The 21,327-nt window shown below is 44.0% G+C and carries 21 protein-coding genes; 14 read left to right on the top strand and 7 right to left on the bottom strand.

Annotation, left to right across the window (positions count from 1 at the left end):
- The first annotated feature begins 193 nt into the window (after positions 1-193).
- The 3 genes from LJ707_RS15910 to LJ707_RS15900 all read left to right on the top strand — a co-directional run bounded on the left by LJ707_RS15910 (position 194) and on the right by LJ707_RS15900 (position 5,332).
- On the top strand, positions 194-1,141 hold the full coding sequence (locus LJ707_RS15910) for an NAD-dependent epimerase/dehydratase family protein (protein WP_228952812.1): 948 nt from the start codon (positions 194-196) through the stop codon (positions 1,139-1,141).
- A 128-nt stretch (positions 1,142-1,269) separates the two neighbouring features.
- Positions 1,270-3,072 (top strand): DEAD/DEAH box helicase, encoded by a 1,803-nt coding sequence (locus LJ707_RS15905; protein ID WP_228953151.1) that lies wholly within the window; start codon positions 1,270-1,272, stop codon positions 3,070-3,072.
- 220 nt (positions 3,073-3,292) lie between these two features.
- Positions 3,293-5,332, top strand: coding sequence for a S8/S53 family peptidase (locus LJ707_RS15900; protein WP_228952811.1), 2,040 nt, complete (start codon positions 3,293-3,295; stop codon positions 5,330-5,332).
- Here the strand turns inward: LJ707_RS15900 and LJ707_RS15895 are convergent.
- Positions 5,329-5,817: a hypothetical protein gene (locus LJ707_RS15895; RefSeq protein ID WP_228952809.1), complete on the bottom strand. Its 489-nt coding sequence runs from the start codon at positions 5,815-5,817 to the stop codon at positions 5,329-5,331. The genes LJ707_RS15900 and LJ707_RS15895 overlap by 4 nt on opposite strands.
- A gap of 102 nt (positions 5,818-5,919) precedes the next feature.
- On the opposite strand from LJ707_RS15895, the gene ggt reads away from it, so the two are divergent.
- On the top strand, positions 5,920-7,596 hold the full coding sequence (ggt, locus tag LJ707_RS15890; protein WP_370632409.1) for a gamma-glutamyltransferase: 1,677 nt from the start codon (positions 5,920-5,922) through the stop codon (positions 7,594-7,596).
- On the opposite strand, the gene LJ707_RS15885 is transcribed toward ggt, so the two are convergent.
- Entirely contained in the window at positions 7,597-9,177 is a 1,581-nt protein-coding gene (locus tag LJ707_RS15885; protein ID WP_228952808.1) for a hypothetical protein, read from the bottom strand.
- A gap of 341 nt (positions 9,178-9,518) precedes the next feature.
- On the opposite strand from LJ707_RS15885, the gene LJ707_RS15880 reads away from it, so the two are divergent.
- From LJ707_RS15880 to LJ707_RS15870, 3 genes are read left to right on the top strand one after another with little or no spacing between them, the layout of a single operon-like run.
- A complete protein-coding gene (locus LJ707_RS15880; RefSeq protein WP_228952806.1) occupies positions 9,519-9,707 on the top strand; it encodes a hypothetical protein in 189 nt (62 codons plus the stop codon).
- A 30-nt stretch (positions 9,708-9,737) separates the two neighbouring features.
- On the top strand, positions 9,738-9,890 hold the full coding sequence (locus LJ707_RS15875; protein WP_228952804.1) for a hypothetical protein: 153 nt from the start codon (positions 9,738-9,740) through the stop codon (positions 9,888-9,890).
- 34 nt (positions 9,891-9,924) lie between these two features.
- Entirely contained in the window at positions 9,925-10,086 is a 162-nt protein-coding gene (locus LJ707_RS15870) for a hypothetical protein (protein ID WP_228952801.1), read from the top strand.
- Positions 10,087-10,165: 79 nt separating this feature from the next.
- Here LJ707_RS15870 and lpxB read toward each other — a convergent pair whose 3' ends face one another.
- Complete coding sequence (gene lpxB, locus LJ707_RS15865) at positions 10,166-11,278, bottom strand: lipid-A-disaccharide synthase (RefSeq protein WP_228952795.1); 1,113 nt, start codon at positions 11,276-11,278, stop codon at positions 10,166-10,168.
- 17 nt (positions 11,279-11,295) lie between these two features.
- The gene (gene surE, locus LJ707_RS15860) at positions 11,296-12,066 is read right to left on the bottom strand and encodes a 5'/3'-nucleotidase SurE (RefSeq protein WP_228952793.1); all 771 of its coding nucleotides are present in this window, start codon (positions 12,064-12,066) and stop codon (positions 11,296-11,298) included.
- A gap of 90 nt (positions 12,067-12,156) precedes the next feature.
- Here surE and hisS point away from each other — a divergent pair, with 90 nt between their 5' ends.
- Positions 12,157-13,533, top strand: coding sequence for a histidine--tRNA ligase (gene hisS, locus LJ707_RS15855; RefSeq protein WP_228952791.1), 1,377 nt, complete (start codon positions 12,157-12,159; stop codon positions 13,531-13,533).
- An 18-nt stretch (positions 13,534-13,551) separates the two neighbouring features.
- On the opposite strand, the gene LJ707_RS15850 is transcribed toward hisS, so the two are convergent.
- The gene (locus LJ707_RS15850) at positions 13,552-14,733 is read right to left on the bottom strand and encodes a TlpA disulfide reductase family protein (protein ID WP_228952789.1); all 1,182 of its coding nucleotides are present in this window, start codon (positions 14,731-14,733) and stop codon (positions 13,552-13,554) included.
- Between the two features lie 35 nt (positions 14,734-14,768).
- Positions 14,769-15,950, bottom strand: coding sequence for a formimidoylglutamase (locus LJ707_RS15845; RefSeq protein ID WP_228952787.1), 1,182 nt, complete (start codon positions 15,948-15,950; stop codon positions 14,769-14,771).
- Between the two features lie 86 nt (positions 15,951-16,036).
- Here LJ707_RS15845 and LJ707_RS15840 point away from each other — a divergent pair, with 86 nt between their 5' ends.
- From LJ707_RS15840 to rpsJ, 5 genes are all read left to right on the top strand, one after another.
- Positions 16,037-16,999 (top strand): NAD-dependent epimerase/dehydratase family protein, encoded by a 963-nt coding sequence (locus LJ707_RS15840; RefSeq protein WP_228952785.1) that lies wholly within the window; start codon positions 16,037-16,039, stop codon positions 16,997-16,999.
- A gap of 138 nt (positions 17,000-17,137) precedes the next feature.
- Positions 17,138-17,551, top strand: a complete 414-nt coding sequence (gene rpsL, locus LJ707_RS15835) for a 30S ribosomal protein S12 (RefSeq protein WP_079717716.1) — start codon at positions 17,138-17,140, stop codon at positions 17,549-17,551.
- Positions 17,552-17,569: 18 nt separating this feature from the next.
- Positions 17,570-18,037, top strand: a complete 468-nt coding sequence (gene rpsG, locus LJ707_RS15830) for a 30S ribosomal protein S7 (RefSeq protein ID WP_194101706.1) — start codon at positions 17,570-17,572, stop codon at positions 18,035-18,037.
- Positions 18,038-18,131: 94 nt separating this feature from the next.
- Positions 18,132-20,243 carry an elongation factor G gene (gene fusA, locus LJ707_RS15825; protein ID WP_228952782.1) on the top strand — a complete coding sequence of 704 codons (2,112 nt, stop codon included), beginning with the start codon at positions 18,132-18,134 and terminating at the stop codon, positions 20,241-20,243.
- A gap of 160 nt (positions 20,244-20,403) precedes the next feature.
- Positions 20,404-20,709, top strand: a complete 306-nt coding sequence (gene rpsJ, locus LJ707_RS15820; protein WP_022830652.1) for a 30S ribosomal protein S10 — start codon at positions 20,404-20,406, stop codon at positions 20,707-20,709.
- Between the two features lie 81 nt (positions 20,710-20,790).
- Here rpsJ and LJ707_RS15815 read toward each other — a convergent pair whose 3' ends face one another.
- A complete protein-coding gene (locus LJ707_RS15815) occupies positions 20,791-20,988 on the bottom strand; it encodes a hypothetical protein (RefSeq protein WP_228952780.1) in 198 nt (65 codons plus the stop codon).
- 163 nt (positions 20,989-21,151) lie between these two features.
- Here LJ707_RS15815 and LJ707_RS15810 point away from each other — a divergent pair, with 163 nt between their 5' ends.
- On the top strand, positions 21,152-21,319 hold the full coding sequence (locus tag LJ707_RS15810; protein ID WP_228952778.1) for a hypothetical protein: 168 nt from the start codon (positions 21,152-21,154) through the stop codon (positions 21,317-21,319).
- The last annotated feature ends 8 nt before the right edge of the window (positions 21,320-21,327 follow it).

Raw genomic sequence — 21,327 nt, 5'->3', positions numbered from 1 at the left:
TGTGAAGATGATATGGATGCAACACAACATCTTCTGTTTGTTGAATAAATTAATGTAACTGGGTCAGTTAACAAATTCAAATATCAGCAAAAAAACTCAGATATGCTGATTGTTTGGATAATAACATTTGATAATACGTTTTACCAATGTTATCACAATTCTATTTTTTACATTTGCGGCATATTAACAACTGATGACCGAAATGATTTTAGTTATCGGCGCCAATGGGCAAATTGGCACCGAACTGGTAACTGCTTTACGCGCTAAGCATGGCAATAGCCAGGTTGTAGCATCTGACCTTCACGCGCCAAAGAATGCCGGCAGCAGTGGCCCCTTTGAGCAGGCAAGCGTTACAGATGCAGCCGCCGTACGCGCCATATTTGAAAAGTATAAACCAACCCAGGTTTATTTATTAGCCGCTATACTTTCGGCCATAGGCGAGCAAAAACCTAAGCTGGCCTGGGACCTGAACATGAACGGTTTGTTGAATGTGCTTGACCTTGCTGTTGAATTCAAGGTAGCCAAAGTATTTTGGCCAAGCTCCATCGCTGTATTCGGTCCTCATTCGCCTAAACAGAATACACCGCAATATTGCGTAATGGACCCGAACAGTGTTTACGGCTTTAGCAAGCTGGCCGGTGAGCGCTGGTGCGAGTATTATTTTGAAAAATACAGATTGGATGTGCGCAGTATCCGTTACCCTGGGCTAATAGGCTGGAAAGCCGCGCCGGGCGGTGGCACTACCGATTATGCCGTACATATCTTTCACGAGGCATTGGCCAAAGGTGAGTACCAAAGCTTCCTGTCAGCAGGTACCGAATTACCTATGATGCACATGGATGATGCCATCCGCGCAACCATCAGTTTAATGGATGCCCCGGCGGAGAACCTGACCATCCGGTCATCATACAACCTGGCCGGTATTAGCTTTACGCCCGAGCAGTTGAATACAGAGATCAAAAAACATATTCCGGACTTTAAATTGTCCTATTCAGAAAACGACCCGCGCCAGGCCATTGCCGATAGCTGGCCAAAATCTATTGACGATAGCCAGGCTCAAAAAGACTGGGGCTGGAAAGCTGAATTTGACCTGCCTAAGATGGTTGAAGATATGTTGCTGAATTTGAGGAAAATAAAATAAAAGCAGCGTTTTTTAAGCTGTAACATTGTCATTTCGAACTCAATTAAAAATAGGGGTTTGAAATGACAATTTTTATTTATACCTTTGCGCCCGATTTGGCAATGTCGCCAAGTACGTTATTTAAATTCATGAACCCATTTATTCAACTGGGAATCCGTCATGATATTGTTAATGCCATCACTGAGTTAGGATTTGAAAATCCTACGCCAATCCAGGAACAGTCAATTCCGGTATTGTTAACAGGCAGCAACGATTTTGTCGGATTAGCCCAAACCGGGACCGGTAAAACTGCTGCTTTTGGCTTGCCATTATTAGAGTTACTGGACTTCGACGAAAACTATCCGCAAGCGCTTGTTTTATGCCCAACTCGCGAGCTTTGTTTACAAATTACTAACGACATTAAGAACTACGCAAAAAACGTTAAAAACGTTAATGTGGTAGCTGTTTATGGCGGTGCAAGTATTTCTGATCAATTACGTCAGATTAAACGCGGTGTGCAGATTGTTGTTGCCACGCCTGGCCGTATGCTTGACATTATTAACCGTAAGGCGATTGATTTTTCGCAGGTTAAATATGTAGTGCTGGATGAAGCTGATGAAATGCTCAATATGGGCTTTCAGGAAGACATTGACAGTATATTATCGACCACGCCGGACGATAAAAAAACATGGCTGTTTTCAGCAACCATGCCTTCTGAAGTTAGAAGGATTGCAAAAAAATACATGACCGATCCGTTCGAGCTTACCATGGGTACCAAAAATACCGGTAATGCCAACATTGAGCATGAGTATTATGTAGTGCGTGCACGTGATAAATATGCCGCATTTAAACGCATTGTTGATTTTAACCCTGAGATTTTCGGTATCGTATTTTGCCGTACCAAAATTGAAACACAGGAAATTGCCGAAGCGCTTATTAAAGACGGTTACAATGCCGACTCTTTACACGGCGACCTTTCGCAGCAGCAGCGTGATAAGGTAATGAAACGCTACCGCGAGCGCAGCCTGCAATTATTAATTGCTACTGACGTTGCCGCGCGTGGTATTGATGTTAATGATGTTACACACGTTATTAACTACTCATTGCCTGATGAAATAGAAAACTACACTCACCGTAGCGGCCGTACAGCACGTGCCGGTAAAACAGGTGTATCTATCGCTATTATACACGGTAAAGAACTTGGTAAAATTCGCCAGATTGAACGTGTTATTGGTAAAAAGTTTATTAAAGCTGAAATACCAACAGGTTTTGATGTTTGCGAAAAACAATTATTTGCCCTGGTACATAAAGTACATAATGTTGAAGTGAATGAGCAGCAAATTGAGCAGTACATTCCGCGCATTATGGCTGAGTTTGAAGATCTGAGCAAAGAAGATATCATCAAACGTTTTGCTTCGTTAGAGTTTAACCGCTTTTTGGATTACTACAAAAATGCGCCTGACCTTAACGCTGCGTTTGAAGACAGGCCGGCAAGAGATGGCGCGCAAGGCGACCGCTTTAACCGTACCGGTATGCGTTCAGACTTTACCCGTTTGTTCATTAACCTGGGCTCGGTAGATGAGTTTAACCGTGGCGACCTTTTAGGTTACATCTGTAACAACACCAAAATAAGCGGCCGCACTGTAGGTAAGATCGATGTTAAAGGTGTTTACTCATTTTTTGAAGTGAGTAATGACGATGTTGATAAAGTATTTGAAGGATTTAAAAGCGTTGACTTTAACGGTCGTCAGGTACGTATCGAGATATCAGGCGATGGCGGTGGCGAACGTCGTGGCGGCGGTGGCTCAGGCTACAAAAAACGCGAAGGCGGTTTCCGCGAGCGCGGTGGCGAGCGTCGTGAAGGCGGTGGCGGTTCAAGAAATGGCGGTGGTTTCCGCGATTTCTCAGGCAAACGCCGTGAAGACCGTACCGAACGCCGTAAGCGTTTTTAATATTCTTAATAAATAAGATATAACTGCTCAGTTAGTAAAGTGAGTGAGCAGAGTTTTTAGTTGGTTTAGTTTAACAAGCCCTTTCGCTTACGCGAAGGGGCTTTGTTTTTTTAAGGGTTATTAAATTATTGTTAGAGTAAATAATATTCTATATTTTCATTTAAATTGCAAAAGTATTCATAACTGTTTTTTAATCAATTAAAAAGATCGGTATCTCTGCATGAAACGCCTTTTACCGGCAATTGTATATTGCTTTTTATCCGTTTTATTTGCTGGTGAGGCATTGGCACAACGCAACCTGGTAAATGATGTTCAGAAAAAAAACCTCGAAAGTTTTTCTAAACAACTTTCGGCATCATTTGCTGCCGGTAAGCAAAGGGCTTTGGCTTTGGCTCCGTCAAAAAACTGGGTAACCCGTAAAATTACCACAGGCGGCAGGGTGATAGCTTTGCAAGGGGTAAACAGTTTAGGCTTCCCGCGTTTTTTACGTACCAGTAATACTGAAGCTGCTGCAGCTACACGTACCAATGCCGTGCAGCCCGGCGGTGAGTTACAGCTTGATCTATCAGGCACGGGTACCATACTTGCAAACAAATTAGCCATTTGGGATGGTGGCACCGTTTACCGCGATCACCAGGAGTTTGCGGGCAAAACCATTACTTTAGGAGTTAATCAAACCGGGGCTATTGAGCATACCACGCACGTTGCAGGTACCATGATAGCACGCGGTATAAACCCGGTAGCAAAGGGTATGGCTTTTGGTATGAATACCCTGCAATCGTTCGATTTTGATAATGATGTTGCCGAGATAGGCAGCAACGCCGCCGGATTGCTGGTATCAAATCACTCATACGGTGATATTGCCGGTTGGGATTTTGATGGTGGCCGCTGGACATGGTATGGCCTGCCCGGCGATGACGAGGATTACCTTTTTGGTTTTTATGACGAACGCGCACAGGCGTGGGACAAGATAGCTTTTGAAGCGCCTTATTATTTAATTGTTGAGTCGGCCGGTAACAGCCACGCCTATACCGGGCCATCAATAGGCTCAACCTACTATGGTTATGAAAGCCGCACCGATCAAACCATAGTTGAAAAAGGGCCCCGCCCCGCCAGCATCAGCAGTAACGAAGCTTTTGATGTAATATCAACAACGGGCAACGCCAAAAATATACTTACAGTAGGCTCGGTAAATCAATTACCGAACGGCCCGCAAACGGCTGCCGGGGTGCAGGTGTCAAGCTTTAGCAGTTGGGGCCCTACTGATGATGGCCGTGTAAAGCCCGATATTATGGGTATGGGCTCAAGTGTATTATCAACCTCGGCATCAGGGCCTAATTTTTATAGCACACTGTCGGGCACATCAATGGCATCGCCAAACGTGTCGGGTTCAATATTTTTACTGCAGGAGTACTACGCGCAATTACATAACGATAGTGTTATGCGTGCAGCTACCCTTAAAGGCCTGGTGTGCCATACCGCTTTTGATGCGGGTAACGCCGGCCCCGATTATATTTATGGCTGGGGTGTACTTGATATGCGTAAGGCCGCGCAAACCATCACTACAAATGGTACAAATACTTATATACATGAAAGCACGCTGCAACAGGCGCAGGTTGAAAGTTATACCATAACAGCCAACAGCAATGGCCCCTTATGGGCAACCATATCCTGGACGGACCGTGAAGGTACCGTAGCTGCCGTGGGTACGTTAAATGAGCGTACTCCTAAATTAGTTAACGATCTGGATGTGCGCATCAGCAGCAGTGCAACCGGTGTTGTTAACCCCTGGGTGCTTGATCCGGCAAACCCATCATCAATAGCCACACGCGGCGATAATGTGGTTGATAATGTTGAGCAGGTTTATATTCCATCGGCCATAAATGGCGAAACGTACACTGTTTCCATATCTAACAAAGGTATATTACGTACAGGCAGGCAGGATTACTCCCTTATCATATCAGGCGGACGTATTACGCAAACCAGTACAACAACTCCCGGCGAGGGCCTTACCGTATATCCTGTACCGGCAAGTGAATACATAAATGCCATGCTGAACATTAAAACGGCAGGAACCGTACGTATACAACTGATAGATATTGGCGGCCGGATAGTTTATGATAACAGCCGCACCGTACAGGCGGGTAATTTTAATACCCAGATAGGGGTAACAAACCTGGCCTCGGGCACCTATGTATTAAGGTTAATAGCCGGAAGCCAGGTTGAATCAAGAAAAGTGTTAGTAGTACGGTCTAACTAAAAAGTATATTTAATACCGAGGCCCGGGGCAAGGTCAAAAAATGGCCCTGCCAGCTCAACGCGGGGGTTAAGGTCAAGGCTTATACCTATGGGTGAGTTAGGGATAACATACTCTAAACCCAATACACCATCCGCGCCTATCAGCAGCTTGCTGTCCTCAAAAACTTCATCGCCCCCAAGTTTTTTGTACTTGCCCGCGCCAACCGAACCGGCATGCGCGCCAAAGCCATAGTAAAATTTAAGATTGTCGGTATTAAACGCAGGCTGGTGTATTTCATATAAACCGGTTATCACTACCCCGCCTCTCCTGAAACCTAATATGCCCTCAAGCGCCGTGCTTTCGTTAGTAAAATGCTTTACAGAGATGCCATTCTCGTACCCGCCGAATTTAGCGCCAACGGCTGTATTGTAATCCTGTGCTTTGGCAGTGTTAGCAATAAATAATAATGTAAATGCTGAAATAATAAGTAATAGTGTTTTCCTCATGGGATGTTGAATTGTTTCTGCAAATTAACGGCATATTAAATGTTTTATGTTACCGCAAGGCAAAAAACAGCATATTAGCGTAGTTAACAAGGTAAATAACAGATGAAAAGAATAAATACAGCAGCTATATACTTACTGCTGGCGCCGGCTATTATGGTATTGATACACTCATGTACCGAATATAAAAAGGGTATGGTGGTATGTGCTTATCCCGATGCTTCGCAGGTTGGTGTTGATATATTAAAGCGTGGCGGTAACGCTGTTGATGCCGCGGTTGCCGTACAATTCGCCCTTGCTGTAACGCTACCGCAGGCGGGTAATATTGGCGGTGGCGGCTTTATGGTTTACCGGGCATCCGGCGGTGAAACAGCTACGCTTGATTTCAGGGAGAAAGCCCCGGCGGCGGCGGGAGCTGATATGTATCTCGATCCGTCAGGTAATGTAAAACCTGATGAGAGCTTATACACGCACAAGGCATCCGGTGTGCCGGGCTCGGTTGATGGCATGATAGCGGCACATAAAAAATATGGCAAACTAAAATGGGCTGATCTGGTACAGCCGGCCATTGAACTGGCCCGGAAAGGCTTTAAGGTTACCACTCATCTGGCTAAGGACCTAAATAATCAGCAGGAAACATTTAAAAAGCTAAACCCCGGTAAAACTTATTTTATAAAGGATAAGTGGACTAAAGGCGATGTTTTGGTTCAGGAAGATCTGGCAAAAACCCTGGAGCTGATACGTGATAAAGGGCGGGCCGGTTTTTATGAGGGTAAAGTAGCCGCGCAACTGGTTGCCGAAATGCGCTCGGGCAACGGACTAATAACGTTGGCTGACCTGGGTAAATATCATTCCGTTTGGCGAAAACCATTGGTAGGCAAGTATAAGGATTACAAGATCATCACCATGCCGCCACCATCAAGCGGTGGTATAGCATTGTTGCAGTTATTAGGCTCGGTTGAGAAATATCCCTTATCCCGCTGGGGTTTTAATGCTGATTCGACCGTACGGTTGATGGTGGAGGCCGAAAGGCGTGTATATGCCGATCGATCTGAATATCTTGGCGATCCGGATTATTTTAAGGTACCTGCTGATAGTTTGTTAAACAGGGCTTACATTAATAAACGTATGCAAAATTTTAGTTGGAACCACGCTACTTTAAGCACCGCTGTTAAACCCGGAAATTTTGCAGGATACGAGAGCGACCAAACCACGCATTACTCCATAGTTGATAAGGAGGGTAATGCCGTATCCATCACCACTACACTTAATGGCAGCTTCGGCTCAAAAATATTTGTAAAAGGCGCGGGGTTTTTGTTAAACAACGAGATGGATGATTTTAGCTCAAAACCCGGTGTGCCCAATATGTATGGGTTAATAGGTGGCAAGGCCAACGCCATACAGCCGGGCAAACGCATGTTATCATCCATGACGCCCACCATTGTTGAAAAGCAGGGAAAACTGTTCATGGTAGTAGGTACTCCGGGCGGCTCAACCATTATAACGTCAGTGTTTCAAACCATATTGAATGTAGTTGAATTTAGAATGCCGGTACAGGATGCCGTGAGCTCAGCCCGGTTTCATCATCAATGGCTTCCCGATGAGGTTTACAATGAGCCCGACGCTTTTTCAACCGCTGTTAAAGCCGTACTCCGGCAAAAGGGGTATGTGCTTAAAGCGGATAACAGCATCGGCCGTGTTGACGCGGTATTGGTAAATCCCGATGGCAGCTATGATGGTGGTGCCGATCCGCGCGGAGATGATACGGCGGCGGGTTGGTAGTTAAAACCGATCAATAGATTCTATGAGTTTCATTTTTGTTAGATAATAAATTCGCTCATTGCTTGCAAACAGATAAATATCCCTTTGGTGATCATTATGGATAAGCTGTAATAATTGATGGTCTTTATAATCCTTTCGGATGATCTCATTGATGATATAGAAAATGATGCGGTCATTAAACTCGCCATAACTTGCACCAAATTCAACCCGATGGAATGTGCCATTACAACTAAAAGTAATGTCAAAAGTTGTTTCATCTTCAGTATCGTAATATTCAGGAGTGTTGTCGATTACATCAGTTATGTTTAAAACCCCGCGAGATATATTATCCAGAGAAAACAAAAAATCACGATAAGGTTTATGCCCTTTTGTCACAGTGCGCTCTACCGTAATAATAGTATTCGGAAATAGTTTAAGCAGATCTCCGACGTTTACATAAATACCCGTATACAGATGATCGGTTATTAGTTTAGATTGGGTATTGCTTATATGTGATAGCAATCCGCTCTTACTAAAGTGATACAGTGCATACTGAATATTTTTGTAAGATAGCGGCAACCTGAAATTTGCAATCATTGGCTGATTAAACAAAAATCTACGCTGCATATCATAAAAATCAAAGATGTGCGCAGTGTCAGGGTTTATTAGGCAGATAGCAAAGTTCTTTTCATCTTTATGAAAAGTATTATCATCAGCACTGTTTGTAATACCTGTTAACCTGTACAGGCGATTATAAGCGGCTAATAGTTGATTGATGGCTGTTAATAGATTGGTAAGTACTTCCTTTAGAGTGTACGCTGTGTTTGTGCCGGCCTCTTTTAGTGTATATTCATGATGATGAATCTGATCGCCCGTATTTATTGAAATAGCAGCTTTAGCATCATGATAACTGGGATTGCCCTGAAAAGGCTCTTTTGTAAAATCAATGGCAATAATGGTAAAAGCATCAAAGATTATTGCGTTAAGGGGCTTAATAATGTTTTTTAAAAGCTTATCGGGCTTATTGAGATATTGTTTAATATCTATTAGATGACAGGAATGGCAATATTCAAAAAAATCGAAATAGGTGTTCAGCTTACCATTATTTATATCACGTATCAGCCTTTTCTTTTTGCGGGAATCAAGCATGCCGTCTCGTTCAAACCTGTCTTTGCCGGCCAGTATCTTAGCAAATTCTAACTGTTTTTCTACTGTGAATTCATTGTAAAACCGGGTTAGGTTTAATGCAGAATATAATCCGGCGAGGTACCCATACTTATCACCTTTAAAAGGCTTTGAATATAATTTTTGATGAACATTGTTTGATATTAACCCATGGTCAAGCAATAGCTGTAGTAACTCTAAATAACTCTTGCTTTCCTCACGGTCAGTCAGGCCACTGCTTGTGCCTACATTTATTATTAGGCTGAATCCACCAGACCCAGACTGGTGGTTGATATGTATTTTACCCGCAAAATGCTGATATAATAAATTGAGCTTTTGAAAAGATGTTAGTTTGTTGCTTTTAAAGCTTTGGTGCAAAGCTTTTGCATCCTCTTGTGTTAAAATGCCTGCTGCTTCAAGGTCGGTTATTAAGGTCATTGGTTTATTATATTGTGCTAATATAACATTATGGGTTGGTATGCATCTGTCTATACAATTGTACACCTTTTAGGACAATTGTATGACAGTGTATCGTTCAACATCCGCTCGGCTTTTATAACCCTAAAAAAATCCTGAAAATTATTTTTTGACCTTTTGAGGCGACAGGTTGTATCACAAATTTATACAACATTGTATGCTATTAATTGCACTATTTAGCTTCAAAAGGGTGGTTTTAATTGTTTATTGATGGATGGGTTTATCGTTATTGTATATTCGATTTTAACCTTTGGCCTTTTGGCATTGTATTGGAATAACATCAATCACAAAACGTCAGCATTATGGTTGTCACCGATAAAAAAAGTAACGCGAACGCAGATGAGCAGCAAACTTGGGAAAACCCGGCTAACCCTGAAAAGCCGGCCGACTCACGTGACCAGGAACAACTGGAAAGGCAGCTTAAAGAAGCGGAACGCAGAAAAGACAACCTGAGTGATGAAGGCGAAGAAGAACAAACAAAAAAGAACTAATTAACTGACAAAACATAAAAATATTCAACTATGAAAACCTACAGAAAACCATCGATCAGCAAACTGGTAGCTAAGTTTGATAACGAGTTAAAAGCGCTTTTAATGAGTGATTTAAAAGCGATTAAACAAGCAAAAAATCAGTTTGTGAATTCAATGAATAACAACGGCTTATCGGCTGCGTAATTAAATATATTTTTCAACCTATCATCATCTACCCATGAAAAGCATAAACAACAAACCAGCAACCAGCAAATTAGCCGCAAAATTTGATACTCAGCTACGTGATATGTTAATGCAGGATCTGCAGGCTTTCAGAGCTAAGCATCCAAAACTAAGCAACAACCAGGAGGCCGCGCAACGCAACTTGTCGGCTGCCTGATCATCATATACATCTACCTATAAATTGTTTTTTCACATCACCTATGAAAAACGCAGAGCCTTGCAATTGTTGCAGGGCTCTACTTTTTTGCGGTGTATTTAATGATAAGTGCCGCTGTTTTGGCTGATGCGCCGGGCGTACCCATGCGCTCATCCAGCAAGTCGTAATTATTCAGCATCTGCTGACGGTATGGCTTGTCGTTTATCAACCGGTTCAACTCATTATATATTTCGTGCGGATTGCACTGCTGCTGTATCAGCTCACGTAACACCAGTTTATCCATAATCAGGTTCACCAACGATATGAATTTTATTTTGATGACCATGCGGCCAATGGCAATGGTTATGGCGTTGCCTTTATAAACCACTACCTGCGGTACGTTAAACAGGGCGGTTTCTAAAGTAGCCGTGCCCGATGCTACAACAGCAGCTTCGGCATGTTGAAGCAGGTCGTACGTGGCATTGAAAACTATGGGTATGTTTTGGCCTTTTAAATAAGGCTGATAGTAGCTCTCGTTAAATGACGGCGCACCCGCGATAACCAATTGATGGTCAAGAAAGCGGGCCTGCATGGCCACCATATCAGGCAGTAAATGATTGATCTCCTGTTTTCGGCTGCCGGGTAGCAAGGCGATAATGGGTTTTTCGGTAAGTTTATTATCCTGCAAAAAAGTAGCTGATGGTTTAAACGCGGCAGCGGCATCTAATAAAGGATTGCCTACATAGTCAACCTGCATATCCCACTCCTTATAAAAGTCAACCTCAAACGGCAATATACAAAACATGTGGTCAACCACCTTTTTAATGTTGAGCACACGCTTTTGGTTCCAGGCCCAAACCTTTGGCGAGATATAATAGCAAACAAGTAAGCCATGTTTTTTGGCATACCCGGCTATCTTCATGTTAAAGCCCGGGAAATCGATCAGTATAAGTACATCCGGCTGCCAGGCAACAATGTCCTGCTTGCATTGCCTCATGTTTTTGAGGATGGAGCGCAGGTTAAGCGCCACTTCCACAAAACCCATGTAAGCCATATCAGCATAATGTTTTACCAGGGTACCGCCTTCGGCCTGCATCAGGTCGCCGCCAAAATAGCGGAACTCCGCTTGGGCATCCTGCTCTTTAAGCGCCTTCATCAGGTTGGCCCCGTGCAGATCGCCCGAGGCTTCGCCGGCTACCAGGTAATACTTCATGCGGTAAATATCAGCAATTAATTATTAAACTTCCAGCCGTTAAGTACCGGTATGGCGTGGTGGGCGGTCATGTCAAACTGTACAGGTACTACCGATACGTAGCCATTCTCCAATGCCCAAACATCAGTATCCTCACCCTGATCGTTTAGCTGAAAAACACCGGTTAGCCAGTAGTACGGGCGTTTGTGCGGGTCCATACGCTCATCAAACTCCTCGGCCCACTTGGCATTAGCCTGGCGGCATATCTTGATACCTTTTAACGGTGTAGCCGGAAAGTTAACGTTAAGCAGGGTAGCGGTTGGCAAACCGTGTTCCAATACTTGCAGGGCAATCTGTTTTACGTATTTAACACAGGGCTCAAAATCGGCTTGTTGGGTATAATCATCCAGCGAAAAACCTATGGATGGGATGCTTTCGATAGCTCCCTCAACAGCGGCCGACATGGTGCCGGAGTACAATACGTTTATAGAATTATTTAACCCATGATTGATACCCGAAACACACAGATCAGGCTTTTTGCCTTTAAAAACCAGGTTTACTGCCAGCTTAACACAATCAACCGGGGTGCCCGAGCATTTGTACATCTCGATGCCCTCGTACAATTCTTCCTTGTCAAAACGCAGTGGTTTGCCAATGGTAATGGCATGCCCCATGCCTGATTGCGGACTATCGGGCGCTACAACTACTACACGGCCAATATCATTCATGGCGTAAATAAGTGCCTTAATGCCCGGTGCGGTAATGCCATCGTCGTTCACTACCAATATGGTTGGCTTGTTCCTTTTCATAGGCTGCAAAGCTACTATTTAATTAGGATATGGGTTTAGCGTTACGCTTCAAGCTCAACTCAGTCAGCGGAATTTTTTTACCTTTGCCGCATGGCATCCATCAAACCATCAGTACCAAAGGGTACCCGCGATTTTTCTCCGGCCGAAATGGCAAAGCGTAACTTTATTTTTGATACCATTAAGGCTGTTTTTCGCAAATATGGCTATCAGCAGATAGAAACCCCCGCTATGGAGAACCTGAGCACCCTTACCGGAAAGTATGGTGATGAGGGGGATAAGCTAATGTTTAAAATATTGAACAGTGGCGATTACCTTTCAAAAGTAAAGCCTGAAAAATTAGCCGCTGCTGATTCAAACACGCTGGTATCCGACATCTCCGAAAAAGCCTTACGTTACGATCTCACCGTGCCTTTCGCGCGTTACGTAGTACAGCATCAAAATGATATTACGTTCCCCTTTAAGCGTTTCCAGGTGCAGCCGGTTTGGCGCGCCGACAGGCCGCAAAAAGGCCGTTACCGCGAATTTTACCAGTGTGATGCCGATGTAGTGGGTTCTGATTCGCTGCTTAACGAGGCGGAGTTTGTACAGATATATGATGAGGCTTTGAGTAAGCTCGGACTGAAAGATTTTACTGTAAAAATTAACAATAGAAAAATACTATCAGGCATTGCCGAGGTTATCAATAAAAGCGATAGTATCATTGACCTTACCGTAGCCATTGATAAACTGGACAAAATAGGCCTGGATGGGGTTACTGCCGAACTGATCACCAAAGGATTTACCGAAGAAGATATTGAAAAGCTAAAGCCGGTTATCCTGCTGCAAGGCTCAAATACCGAAAAGCTGGCCAGCCTGCGCGATGCATTGGCAACATCAGTTACCGGGTTAAAGGGTTGTGATGAGATAGAAACGGTTTTGAACTATATCAACGCCGCGCCTTTACAAAAGGCTGTTTTAGAACTGGATATTACCCTTGCCCGCGGCTTGAACTATTACACAGGTGCCATATTCGAGGTGAAAACCAACGAGGTACAAATGGGTAGTATAGGCGGTGGTGGTCGTTATGATGACCTGACCGGCATGTTTGGTTTGAAAAACCTTACCGGCGCAGGCATCAGCTTTGGTGCCGATAGGATTTATGATGTAATGGAGGAGCTTAACCTGTTCCCTACCGAGGCGGTGCAAAGTACTAAAGCCCTGATATGTTGTTTTGACAAGGAAGCCGAAGCCTACGCCTGGCCATTGCTGCAACGCCTGCGTGCACAGGATATTAAGGCCGAGCTTTACCCTGCCGGAGCCAAGATCAAAAAGCAAATGGATTATGCCAATAATAAGCAGATAGCTTACACCATATTAATTGGCAGCGAAGAAATACAAAGCGGTGAGCTTGCCTTTAAAAACATGATTACCGGCGAACAGCAAAAGCTAACCGCCGGCCAAATTATTGAAGCGTTAAAACAGGCCTAAGCCTGTTTTAACTGTTTATCACGATTTCTTTTTGCCACTCAATAGTTCGGCAAGCTTTTCGTCGAGGTCGTCGCCGCGCAGGTTTTTGGCGATGATCTTGCCATCAGGCCCAATCAAAAAGTTTTGTGGTATGGAGCGAACACCGTAAAGTGCCGCGGCTTCGTTATTCCAGTATTTCAGGTCAGATACCTGTGTCCATACTAAGCCATCCTGCTTTATAGCTTCCAGCCATGATGCTTTGGCGCTTTGAGGATCTAATGATACACCTAATACCGTAAAGTTTTTATCCTTATACAAATAATAAGCTTTTACCACGTTGGGGTTTTCCATGCGGCAGGGCTTACACCATGCGGCCCAAAAATCTATCAATACATATTTACCCCTGAAGGATGAAAGACTAACCGGTTTGCCGTTCACATCGTTCTGTGTAAAATCGGGTGCTACGGCACCAATAGCTGTGCTGCGCAAACCTTCTAAAGCATGCTGAATAGCCTTGCCGCCGCTTGAGTTTTTCAAATCGTCGCTTAGTTTGCTGAATAACGGTTCAATTTCCGAAGGCTCGGGCGATGGGCCGCCCATTGAGCTTACCGCCAGCAAACTGATAAAGCTATCGGGATTATCAGCAATAAAATTCTTCATTACCGCTTTTTGCTCGGTTTGCAGTGCTTTGTATTTAGCCTGCATACTGTTTTGATACGATGCTGAACTTTTTTGCTGGGCTGTTGCCGCCGCGGCTTCAGCATTTATTTTTTTGGCCTTTTCGTTGATCGGTTTAAGCAAGTCAACCAGTTTTTTATTGTCATCGTTTATCCTGGAGCCGTTGATGGTGGCCTTGCTGATCGAGTCGGTACCGGTGATGGTAAAGTTTTCTTTGCCAATAAAAAATGGCAGCATTTCGGCTGTTTTTGATTGGCCGCCATCCGGAAAGTTCAGATCAACATAACGCTCAAAACCTAAACCACGGCGATCAATAAACAGCGTAGCATTGGTAGGCTCAATAATGCGGCCGTTAAACTCAAAGGTGCCGTTAGTAAATATAGCCGAATCGGTAATATTATTATCGCCTACGCGGTAAGCCAGGTAAGCTTTGGCGGGCGCGTTCAGTTTGCCCAGTTTTCCGTTTATTTTAAATGGCGCATCGCTTTGCGCAAAAGCCATTGCCGGTAATAACAGGGCAGCGGCCAAAGTAATTTTTTTCATTAACTGATTAACGTGTAAATAACTACCTAATTGTATCAGGCCAGTTTTTGATAAGTGCGCCACCAAAGGTCGGGCATTTCGCCGGATACGGCGGTTTTATAATCCTCATAACGGCAGGGCACCAGGTGGAAGCGCTCGTTCATGGAGCCGTGCGTAGGGTAGGGTACCTGCATCCACCAACGGTCGGATTTTTTGCTTTTTACAAACACCAGTTCATGGTCGTCATGCTTTAAACTGGTTTTGTAGATCAGGTATTGCGACTTGGGGTTGAGCGGAAAATCACGTTTGCGGTTATAAAATCCGTCAACAAAACACCACACCATCTGCGCCAGCAGCATAGCGGTTTGGCCATTACTGTCATAAGCAGGATTGTACTCGTAAAAGCCTATCGAGGTCAGCTTATCATTAAAACCTGCATACCGGCATAGCTGGCAAGCCTCTTCGCCATAAAAGCCGTTTGGTGTAGCATTAGCATTACCCATAGCCTCCGCCGAACGTATGGCCGAAACGTCAAAACTGATCATGTTGGCATTGCGGATGATGGGTTCGGTAACAGCAACCTGTCCACTCAGTTCACCCAAACGGTGCACGTCAAAGTATAGTTTCTCCATTACGCGCAGGCTTTCCTGGCTGGCAAAATAGGTTTGGTAACCCAGGTTGCTAAAGTTGAAAAGGTAATTTGGCTCGTGCAAAAATATTTTACTGAGGTAAGATGCCGATGTGGTTTCAATACTGCCGTGATGGGCGTCGTCCTCGATATCAAAGTGCGAGTCGATCACCACCAGGTCCACCTTTTGTTCCAGGTTTTCGTAACCGAGATACTGCGCATAGGTCAGATCCTGGCTGCCGCCGATAATGAGCGGAAAGATGTCCTGTTTGATCAGTTCTTCAACTACGGTTTTAAGGGCATAGTAGGTATCCGTAACCGTAGCGCCCTGCCTTATATTGCCCAGGTCTACAATCTTGGTATTGTAGTTACCCTCATTAAGTATGTACAACTTCTCGCGCACATGATCCGGCCCGTGCGAGCAGCCGTCGTTATTATCAGCGTTGCGGCCTTCCTGCACACCAATAATAGCAATGTCAACTTTTTGCTCCAGGTCAGGAAAATCAACCGAGTAATGCTCTATTTTTTGCCCTAACTGACTGGTGTAATAGCCTTTTTTAGGGGTTATACGTTTCAGGTCTATCGGTGTAAAAAAATCAGCTAATGACATGTTGATGCGCAGATATGTTGAAGTGCAAATGTGCGAATATTTCTGAACTATAAATTCCGGTTCAGAAATATTCGCACATTTGCAATATGATCTTAATAACAGGGGCAACAGGTTTTTTGGGGGCTGAGGTAGCCTTGCAATTGGTAAAGCAGGGCGAGCATGTGCGTTGTATCAAACGCGCGTCGTCGGTTATTCCTGAAATCCTGAAGCCGCATTCAGCCTTTATTGAGTGGTTTGATGCCGACATGCTGGATGTGTTTGCCCTGGAAGATGCCTTTGCCGGTGTAAAGCAGGTGTATCATGCCGCGGCATGGGTATCATTAAAGCAAAAGGATAAAAACCCCATGATTGCCGCTAATGTTACAGGTACGGCCAATATAGTAAACCTGTGCCTTGATAATAATTGCAAGCTGGTGCATGTGAGTTCCATTGCGGCGTTGGGTTTAGCTAAGCCCGGTGAGGTTATTACGGAGAATACCCATTTGGATGTAAGTATTGAAACCGATGGTTATGCCATATCAAAGCTGGAAAGTGAGATGGAAGTGTGGCGCGGTATTGCCGAGGGATTGGATGCCGTGATAGTGAACCCATCACTCATTATCGGCGTAAATGCCGGTGATGAAGGCACCGGGCAGATATTTAATACCGTACGTAAAGGATTGAAATTTTATACCAGTGGTACCGCCGGATTGGTTGATGTGCAGGATGTAGCCAAAAGCATGATCGCGCTGATGAATAGCGATATTACCGCCGAACGCTTTATCATCAACGCCGAAAACCTTGCTTATAAACAGTTAGTTGAAGAAATAGCCGAGGGCTATGGCATACCCGCACCCGCCAAAGAGGCCAAGCCCTGGATGATGAACCTGGCCTGGCGCGCCGCCGCCTTTGTTGCCGCCATTACAGGTAAAGATCCATTTTTGGATAAAATAGCCGCCCAATCGGCTGTTACCACCAAGTACTTTGATAACTCCAAGATCAAGAAAGCCATCGGCATTGAGTTTAAGCCGGTGAGCGAGAGTATCAGGGAGATTTGTGCGTTAAAATAGCGCCGCAATCTGCTTGCTTTAAGGGTAGCTTTGACGGCTACTAAAATATTTTCAATCAAGTACTTGAAAATCAAAAATTACTCCGTACTTTTGCAGTCCTTAAAATAGGAATAAAACTGTAAAGAAACAAAGCAAGAAATGCCTACTATTCAGCAATTAGTTAGAAAAGGTAGAGTAGCTCTGGAAGACAAGAGTAAGTCACCAGCGTTGGACAGCTGTCCACAGCGAAGAGGCGTGTGCACCCGTGTGTACACCACTACCCCTAAAAAACCAAACTCAGCAATGCGTAAAGTTGCCCGTGTGCGCCTTACTAACGGTAAAGAGGTTAACGCCTACATTCCGGGTGAAGGTCACAACTTACAGGAGCACTCTATCGTGTTAATCCGTGGTGGCCGTGTTAAGGATTTACCTGGTGTACGTTACCACATCATCCGTGGTGCGTTAGATACTTCAGGTGTTGCCGGTCGTAACCAGCGCCGTTCAAAATATGGTACCAAGCGTCCTAAACCAGGTCAGGCAGCAGCCGCACCTGCAAAAGGTAAAAAGAAATAATAAGGAGGATAATAGAAAATGAGAAAGTCGAAACCAAAAAAGAGAATTATCCTTCCTGATCCAAGGTTCAATGATACTTTGGTAACAAGATTTGTAAACAACATGATGTATGATGGTAAAAAATCTACCGCGTACTCAATTTTTTACAACGCTGTTGATATCGTTGAAAAGAAAACCAGCGAAAGCGGTTTAGATACCTGGAAAAAAGCTTTGAACAATGTAATGCCTGCTGTTGAAGTTAAATCACGCCGTGTGGGTGGTGCTAACTTCCAGGTTCCTACTGAGGTTCGTCCGGAGCGTAAAATTGCTTTGGGTATGAAATGGCTGATCAGCTATGCTCGTAAACGTGGCGAAAAAACCATGATGGAGAAATTAGCCGGTGAGATCATCTCAGCTTCAAAAGGCGAAGGTGCAGCGGTTAAAAAGAAGGAAGATACGCACAAAATGGCTGAAGCTAACAAAGCGTTCTCACACTTCAGGTTCTAAAAAAATACTGATGGATTGAATTACTGAATTATTGATTAAGTAACATATTAGTAATCATTAATTCAGTAATTCAACAAATCAATAAATAAAAAAGATGTCAAGAGATCTTAAATATACAAGAAACATTGGTATTGCCGCTCACATTGATGCCGGTAAAACCACCACTACCGAGCGTATACTTTACTACGCCGGTGTGAGCCACAAGATTGGTGAGGTGCACGAAGGTGCAGCTACGATGGACTGGATGGCGCAAGAGCAGGAGCGTGGTATCACCATCACTTCGGCAGCTACTACCGTGTTCTGGAACTACCGCAGCAACAAATACCAGGTAAACGTAATTGATACCCCGGGTCACGTGGATTTTACCGTAGAGGTAAACCGTTCATTACGTGTGCTTGATGGTCTGGTATTCCTTTTCTCAGCAGTTGATGGTGTTGAGCCACAGTCAGAAACTAACTGGCGTTTGGCTAACAACTACAACGTACCCCGCATCGGTTTCGTTAATAAAATGGACCGTTCAGGTGCTGACTTTTTAAAGGTTGTTAAACAAGTTAGAGAGATGCTGGGCAGCCACGCTGTGCCACTGCAGATTCCTATCGGTGCTGAAGATGGTTTTAAAGGTGTGGTTGATCTGATCAACTTCCGTGGTATTGTTTGGAACGAGCACGATAAAGGTATGACCTTTACTGAAGTGCCGATTCCTGACGATCTGATTGACGAAGCTAACGAGTGGAGAGAAAAATTACTTGAAGCTGTTGCCGAGTTTGACGATACGCTGATGGAGAAATTCTTTGACGACCCTACCACCATTACTGAGCGTGAAGTTCTTGACGCTTTACGTCAGGCTACCCTGGCCGGTAAGATCGTGCCGATGACTTGCGGTTCATCATTCAAAAACAAAGGTGTACAAACCATGCTTGATTATGTAATGGAGTTGTTGCCTTCGCCGCTTGATGTTGAAGCTATCACCGGTACTAACCCTGATACAGGCGAAGAAATTACCCGCCAGCCGGATGTTAAAGAGCCGTTTTCAGCCCTTGCATTTAAGATCGCTACCGACCCATTCGTAGGTCGTTTATGCTTCATCCGCGTTTACTCAGGTAACCTGGATGCCGGTTCATATGTATACAACATGCGTTCAGAGAACAAAGAGCGTATCTCCCGTATATTCCAAATGCACGCTAACAAGCAAAACCCGATCCCTAACGTAGGTGCCGGTGATATTGCCGCGGTAGTAGGCTTTAAGGATATTAAAACAGGTGATACCCTTTGCGACGAAAAACACCCTATCGTATTAGAGTCAATGCAGTTCCCTGAGCCGGTTATCGGTTTGGCTATTGAGCCTAAAACTCAGGCTGACGTTGATAAATTAGGTATCGCGCTTGGTAAACTGGCTGAAGAAGATCCAACCTTCCGCGTACAAACTGACCAGGACACTGGCCAAACTGTAATTTCAGGTATGGGTGAGCTTCACCTTGATATCATCATGGACCGTTTGAAACGTGAGTTTAAAGTTGAGGTTAACCAGGGTGCGCCGCAGGTAGCTTACAAAGAGGCTATCACAGGTACTACCCAACACCGCGAAACTTACAAGAAACAAACCGGTGGTCGTGGTAAATTCGCTGATATTCAGGTTATCATCTCTCCTGCTGATGACGAGAAAGAAGGCTTGCAATTTATTAACGAGATCGTTGGTGGTTCAATCCCTCGCGAGTTTATCCCATCTGTTGAAAAAGGTTTCAAATCAGCAATGGATAATGGTGTACTTGCAGGTTTCCCGCTTACAAGCTTAAAAGTTCGTTTGATAGATGGTTCATTCCACGCTGTCGATTCGGATGCGTTATCTTTCGAGATCGCCGGCCGTTCAGCTTACCGTGAGGCATTGCCAAAATGTAAACCGGTATTACTTGAGCCAATCATGAAAATCGAGATCTTAACCCCTGAAGAAAACATGGGTGACGTTATCGGTGACATGAACCGTCGTCGTGGTCAACTGCAAGGTATGGATACACGTAACGGTTCACAAGTGATCAAAGCTATGGTGCCACTTTCTGAGATGTTCGGTTACGTAACCCAATTACGTACTATCACTTCAGGCCGTGCAACTTCAACCATGGAGTTTGACCACTATGAAGAAGCTCCTCGTAACGTACAGGAAGAAGTTGTTGCTAAAAACAAAGGTCGTAGAAAAGGCGAAGAAGAATAATATCTTATATGATTGCACTGATTTGTTTGTGATTTCACAGATGAATTAGTGCAATTATCAATAAACAGATCATTGCCTAATAAATAGCTCTTAGGGATGATCAATCAATAAATCGGTGAAATCACTCTATAATCAGTGAAATCCCAAAAGTAAAATTAAAATGAGCCAAAGAATCAGGATCAAATTAAAATCGTACGATTACAACCTGGTTGACAAGTCAGCCGAGAAGATCGTAAAAACAGTAAAGCCAACTGGCGCTGTAGTTAGCGGACCACTTCCGTTACCAACTGAAAAGAAAATTTTCACTGTATTACGTTCACCACACGTAAACAAAAAAGCTCGTGAGCAATTTCAACTTTGCTCATACAAGCGTTTGTTGGACATCTACAGCTCAAACTCAAAAACTGTTGATGCTTTAATGAAGCTTGAATTGCCAAGCGGTGTTGAAGTAGAGATCAAAGTGTGATAGTACCGGAAGATCCGAAAATAAAAACAGCCATTTGCCCAAAGCAAATGGCTGTTTTGTTTTAAAGCCGGGTTAGCGTGTTTACCTGATGCAATGATCATGATCCTGCCAGTAAATAAGCTCCAGGTATAGTTGTTTGTTTATCGCCAGCTCGGTTTTCTTTTTGGCAAGTTCGTGCTCCAGTTCGGGGCCGTTAAGTGAAGCGGGTAGCGATATGTGCGAAATTACATTACCTGTTTGCAGGTTAATGAACTCATAATGCTTTAGTTCCTGTTCCATAACATTACAATTTAAGTTTAACCAGGAAGTTTAGGCCGGGTATCGGTTAGATACGAGGATATAAATATAACTAATTTATATTTCAGATAGTTTCTTGTTGATTAATTTATTTTCTTATAAACAATGGGGCTTTGCAAGCGGTTAGTATATAAAACACCAAGTTATGGCAAAGCAACATCACACCGAAAGTGAAGAAAATAAAGAGCTTCAAACCGATAATCCCATCAGCGAAAAGGATGAGGTAAAAGAAGCTGAAGAGCGTACAGCAAAACAACAAAAAAATGCAGACAGCAGTGTAGCTGCTGATTTGAAGAACCGCGAAAATAAATAGCCAGCAGT

This window comes from Mucilaginibacter sp. UR6-1, assembly GCF_020880975.1.
Lineage (GTDB): Bacteria > Bacteroidota > Bacteroidia > Sphingobacteriales > Sphingobacteriaceae > Mucilaginibacter.
The sequence above is the reverse complement of the archived record's forward strand: the minus strand, read 5'-3'. Positions and strand labels throughout refer to the sequence as shown.

What these genes read in the sequence shown, in the direction of transcription:
- LJ707_RS15880 (WP_228952806.1), top strand. Translation starts at nt 9,519, where the DNA reads ATGGTTGTCACCGATAAAAAAAGTAACGCGAACGCAGATGAGCAGCAA.
- LJ707_RS15905 (WP_228953151.1), top strand. Translation starts at nt 1,270, where the DNA reads ATGAACCCATTTATTCAACTGGGAATCCGTCATGATATTGTTAATGCC.
- LJ707_RS15870 (WP_228952801.1), top strand. Translation starts at nt 9,925, where the DNA reads ATGAAAAGCATAAACAACAAACCAGCAACCAGCAAATTAGCCGCAAAA.
- rpsG (WP_194101706.1), top strand. Translation starts at nt 17,570, where the DNA reads ATGAGAAAGTCGAAACCAAAAAAGAGAATTATCCTTCCTGATCCAAGG.
- rpsJ (WP_022830652.1), top strand. Translation starts at nt 20,404, where the DNA reads ATGAGCCAAAGAATCAGGATCAAATTAAAATCGTACGATTACAACCTG.
- LJ707_RS15900 (WP_228952811.1), top strand. Translation starts at nt 3,293, where the DNA reads ATGAAACGCCTTTTACCGGCAATTGTATATTGCTTTTTATCCGTTTTA.
- ggt (WP_370632409.1), top strand. Translation starts at nt 5,920, where the DNA reads ATGAAAAGAATAAATACAGCAGCTATATACTTACTGCTGGCGCCGGCT.
- rpsL (WP_079717716.1), top strand. Translation starts at nt 17,138, where the DNA reads ATGCCTACTATTCAGCAATTAGTTAGAAAAGGTAGAGTAGCTCTGGAA.
- LJ707_RS15815 (WP_228952780.1), bottom strand. Translation starts at nt 20,988, where the DNA reads ATGGAACAGGAACTAAAGCATTATGAGTTCATTAACCTGCAAACAGGT.
- hisS (WP_228952791.1), top strand. Translation starts at nt 12,157, where the DNA reads ATGGCATCCATCAAACCATCAGTACCAAAGGGTACCCGCGATTTTTCT.
- LJ707_RS15910 (WP_228952812.1), top strand. Translation starts at nt 194, where the DNA reads ATGACCGAAATGATTTTAGTTATCGGCGCCAATGGGCAAATTGGCACC.
- LJ707_RS15810 (WP_228952778.1), top strand. Translation starts at nt 21,152, where the DNA reads ATGGCAAAGCAACATCACACCGAAAGTGAAGAAAATAAAGAGCTTCAA.
- surE (WP_228952793.1), bottom strand. Translation starts at nt 12,066, where the DNA reads ATGAAAAGGAACAAGCCAACCATATTGGTAGTGAACGACGATGGCATT.
- fusA (WP_228952782.1), top strand. Translation starts at nt 18,132, where the DNA reads ATGTCAAGAGATCTTAAATATACAAGAAACATTGGTATTGCCGCTCAC.
- LJ707_RS15845 (WP_228952787.1), bottom strand. Translation starts at nt 15,950, where the DNA reads ATGTCATTAGCTGATTTTTTTACACCGATAGACCTGAAACGTATAACC.
- lpxB (WP_228952795.1), bottom strand. Translation starts at nt 11,278, where the DNA reads ATGAAGTATTACCTGGTAGCCGGCGAAGCCTCGGGCGATCTGCACGGG.
- LJ707_RS15885 (WP_228952808.1), bottom strand. Translation starts at nt 9,177, where the DNA reads ATGACCTTAATAACCGACCTTGAAGCAGCAGGCATTTTAACACAAGAG.
- LJ707_RS15840 (WP_228952785.1), top strand. Translation starts at nt 16,037, where the DNA reads ATGATCTTAATAACAGGGGCAACAGGTTTTTTGGGGGCTGAGGTAGCC.
- LJ707_RS15875 (WP_228952804.1), top strand. Translation starts at nt 9,738, where the DNA reads ATGAAAACCTACAGAAAACCATCGATCAGCAAACTGGTAGCTAAGTTT.
- LJ707_RS15895 (WP_228952809.1), bottom strand. Translation starts at nt 5,817, where the DNA reads ATGAGGAAAACACTATTACTTATTATTTCAGCATTTACATTATTATTT.
- LJ707_RS15850 (WP_228952789.1), bottom strand. Translation starts at nt 14,733, where the DNA reads ATGAAAAAAATTACTTTGGCCGCTGCCCTGTTATTACCGGCAATGGCT.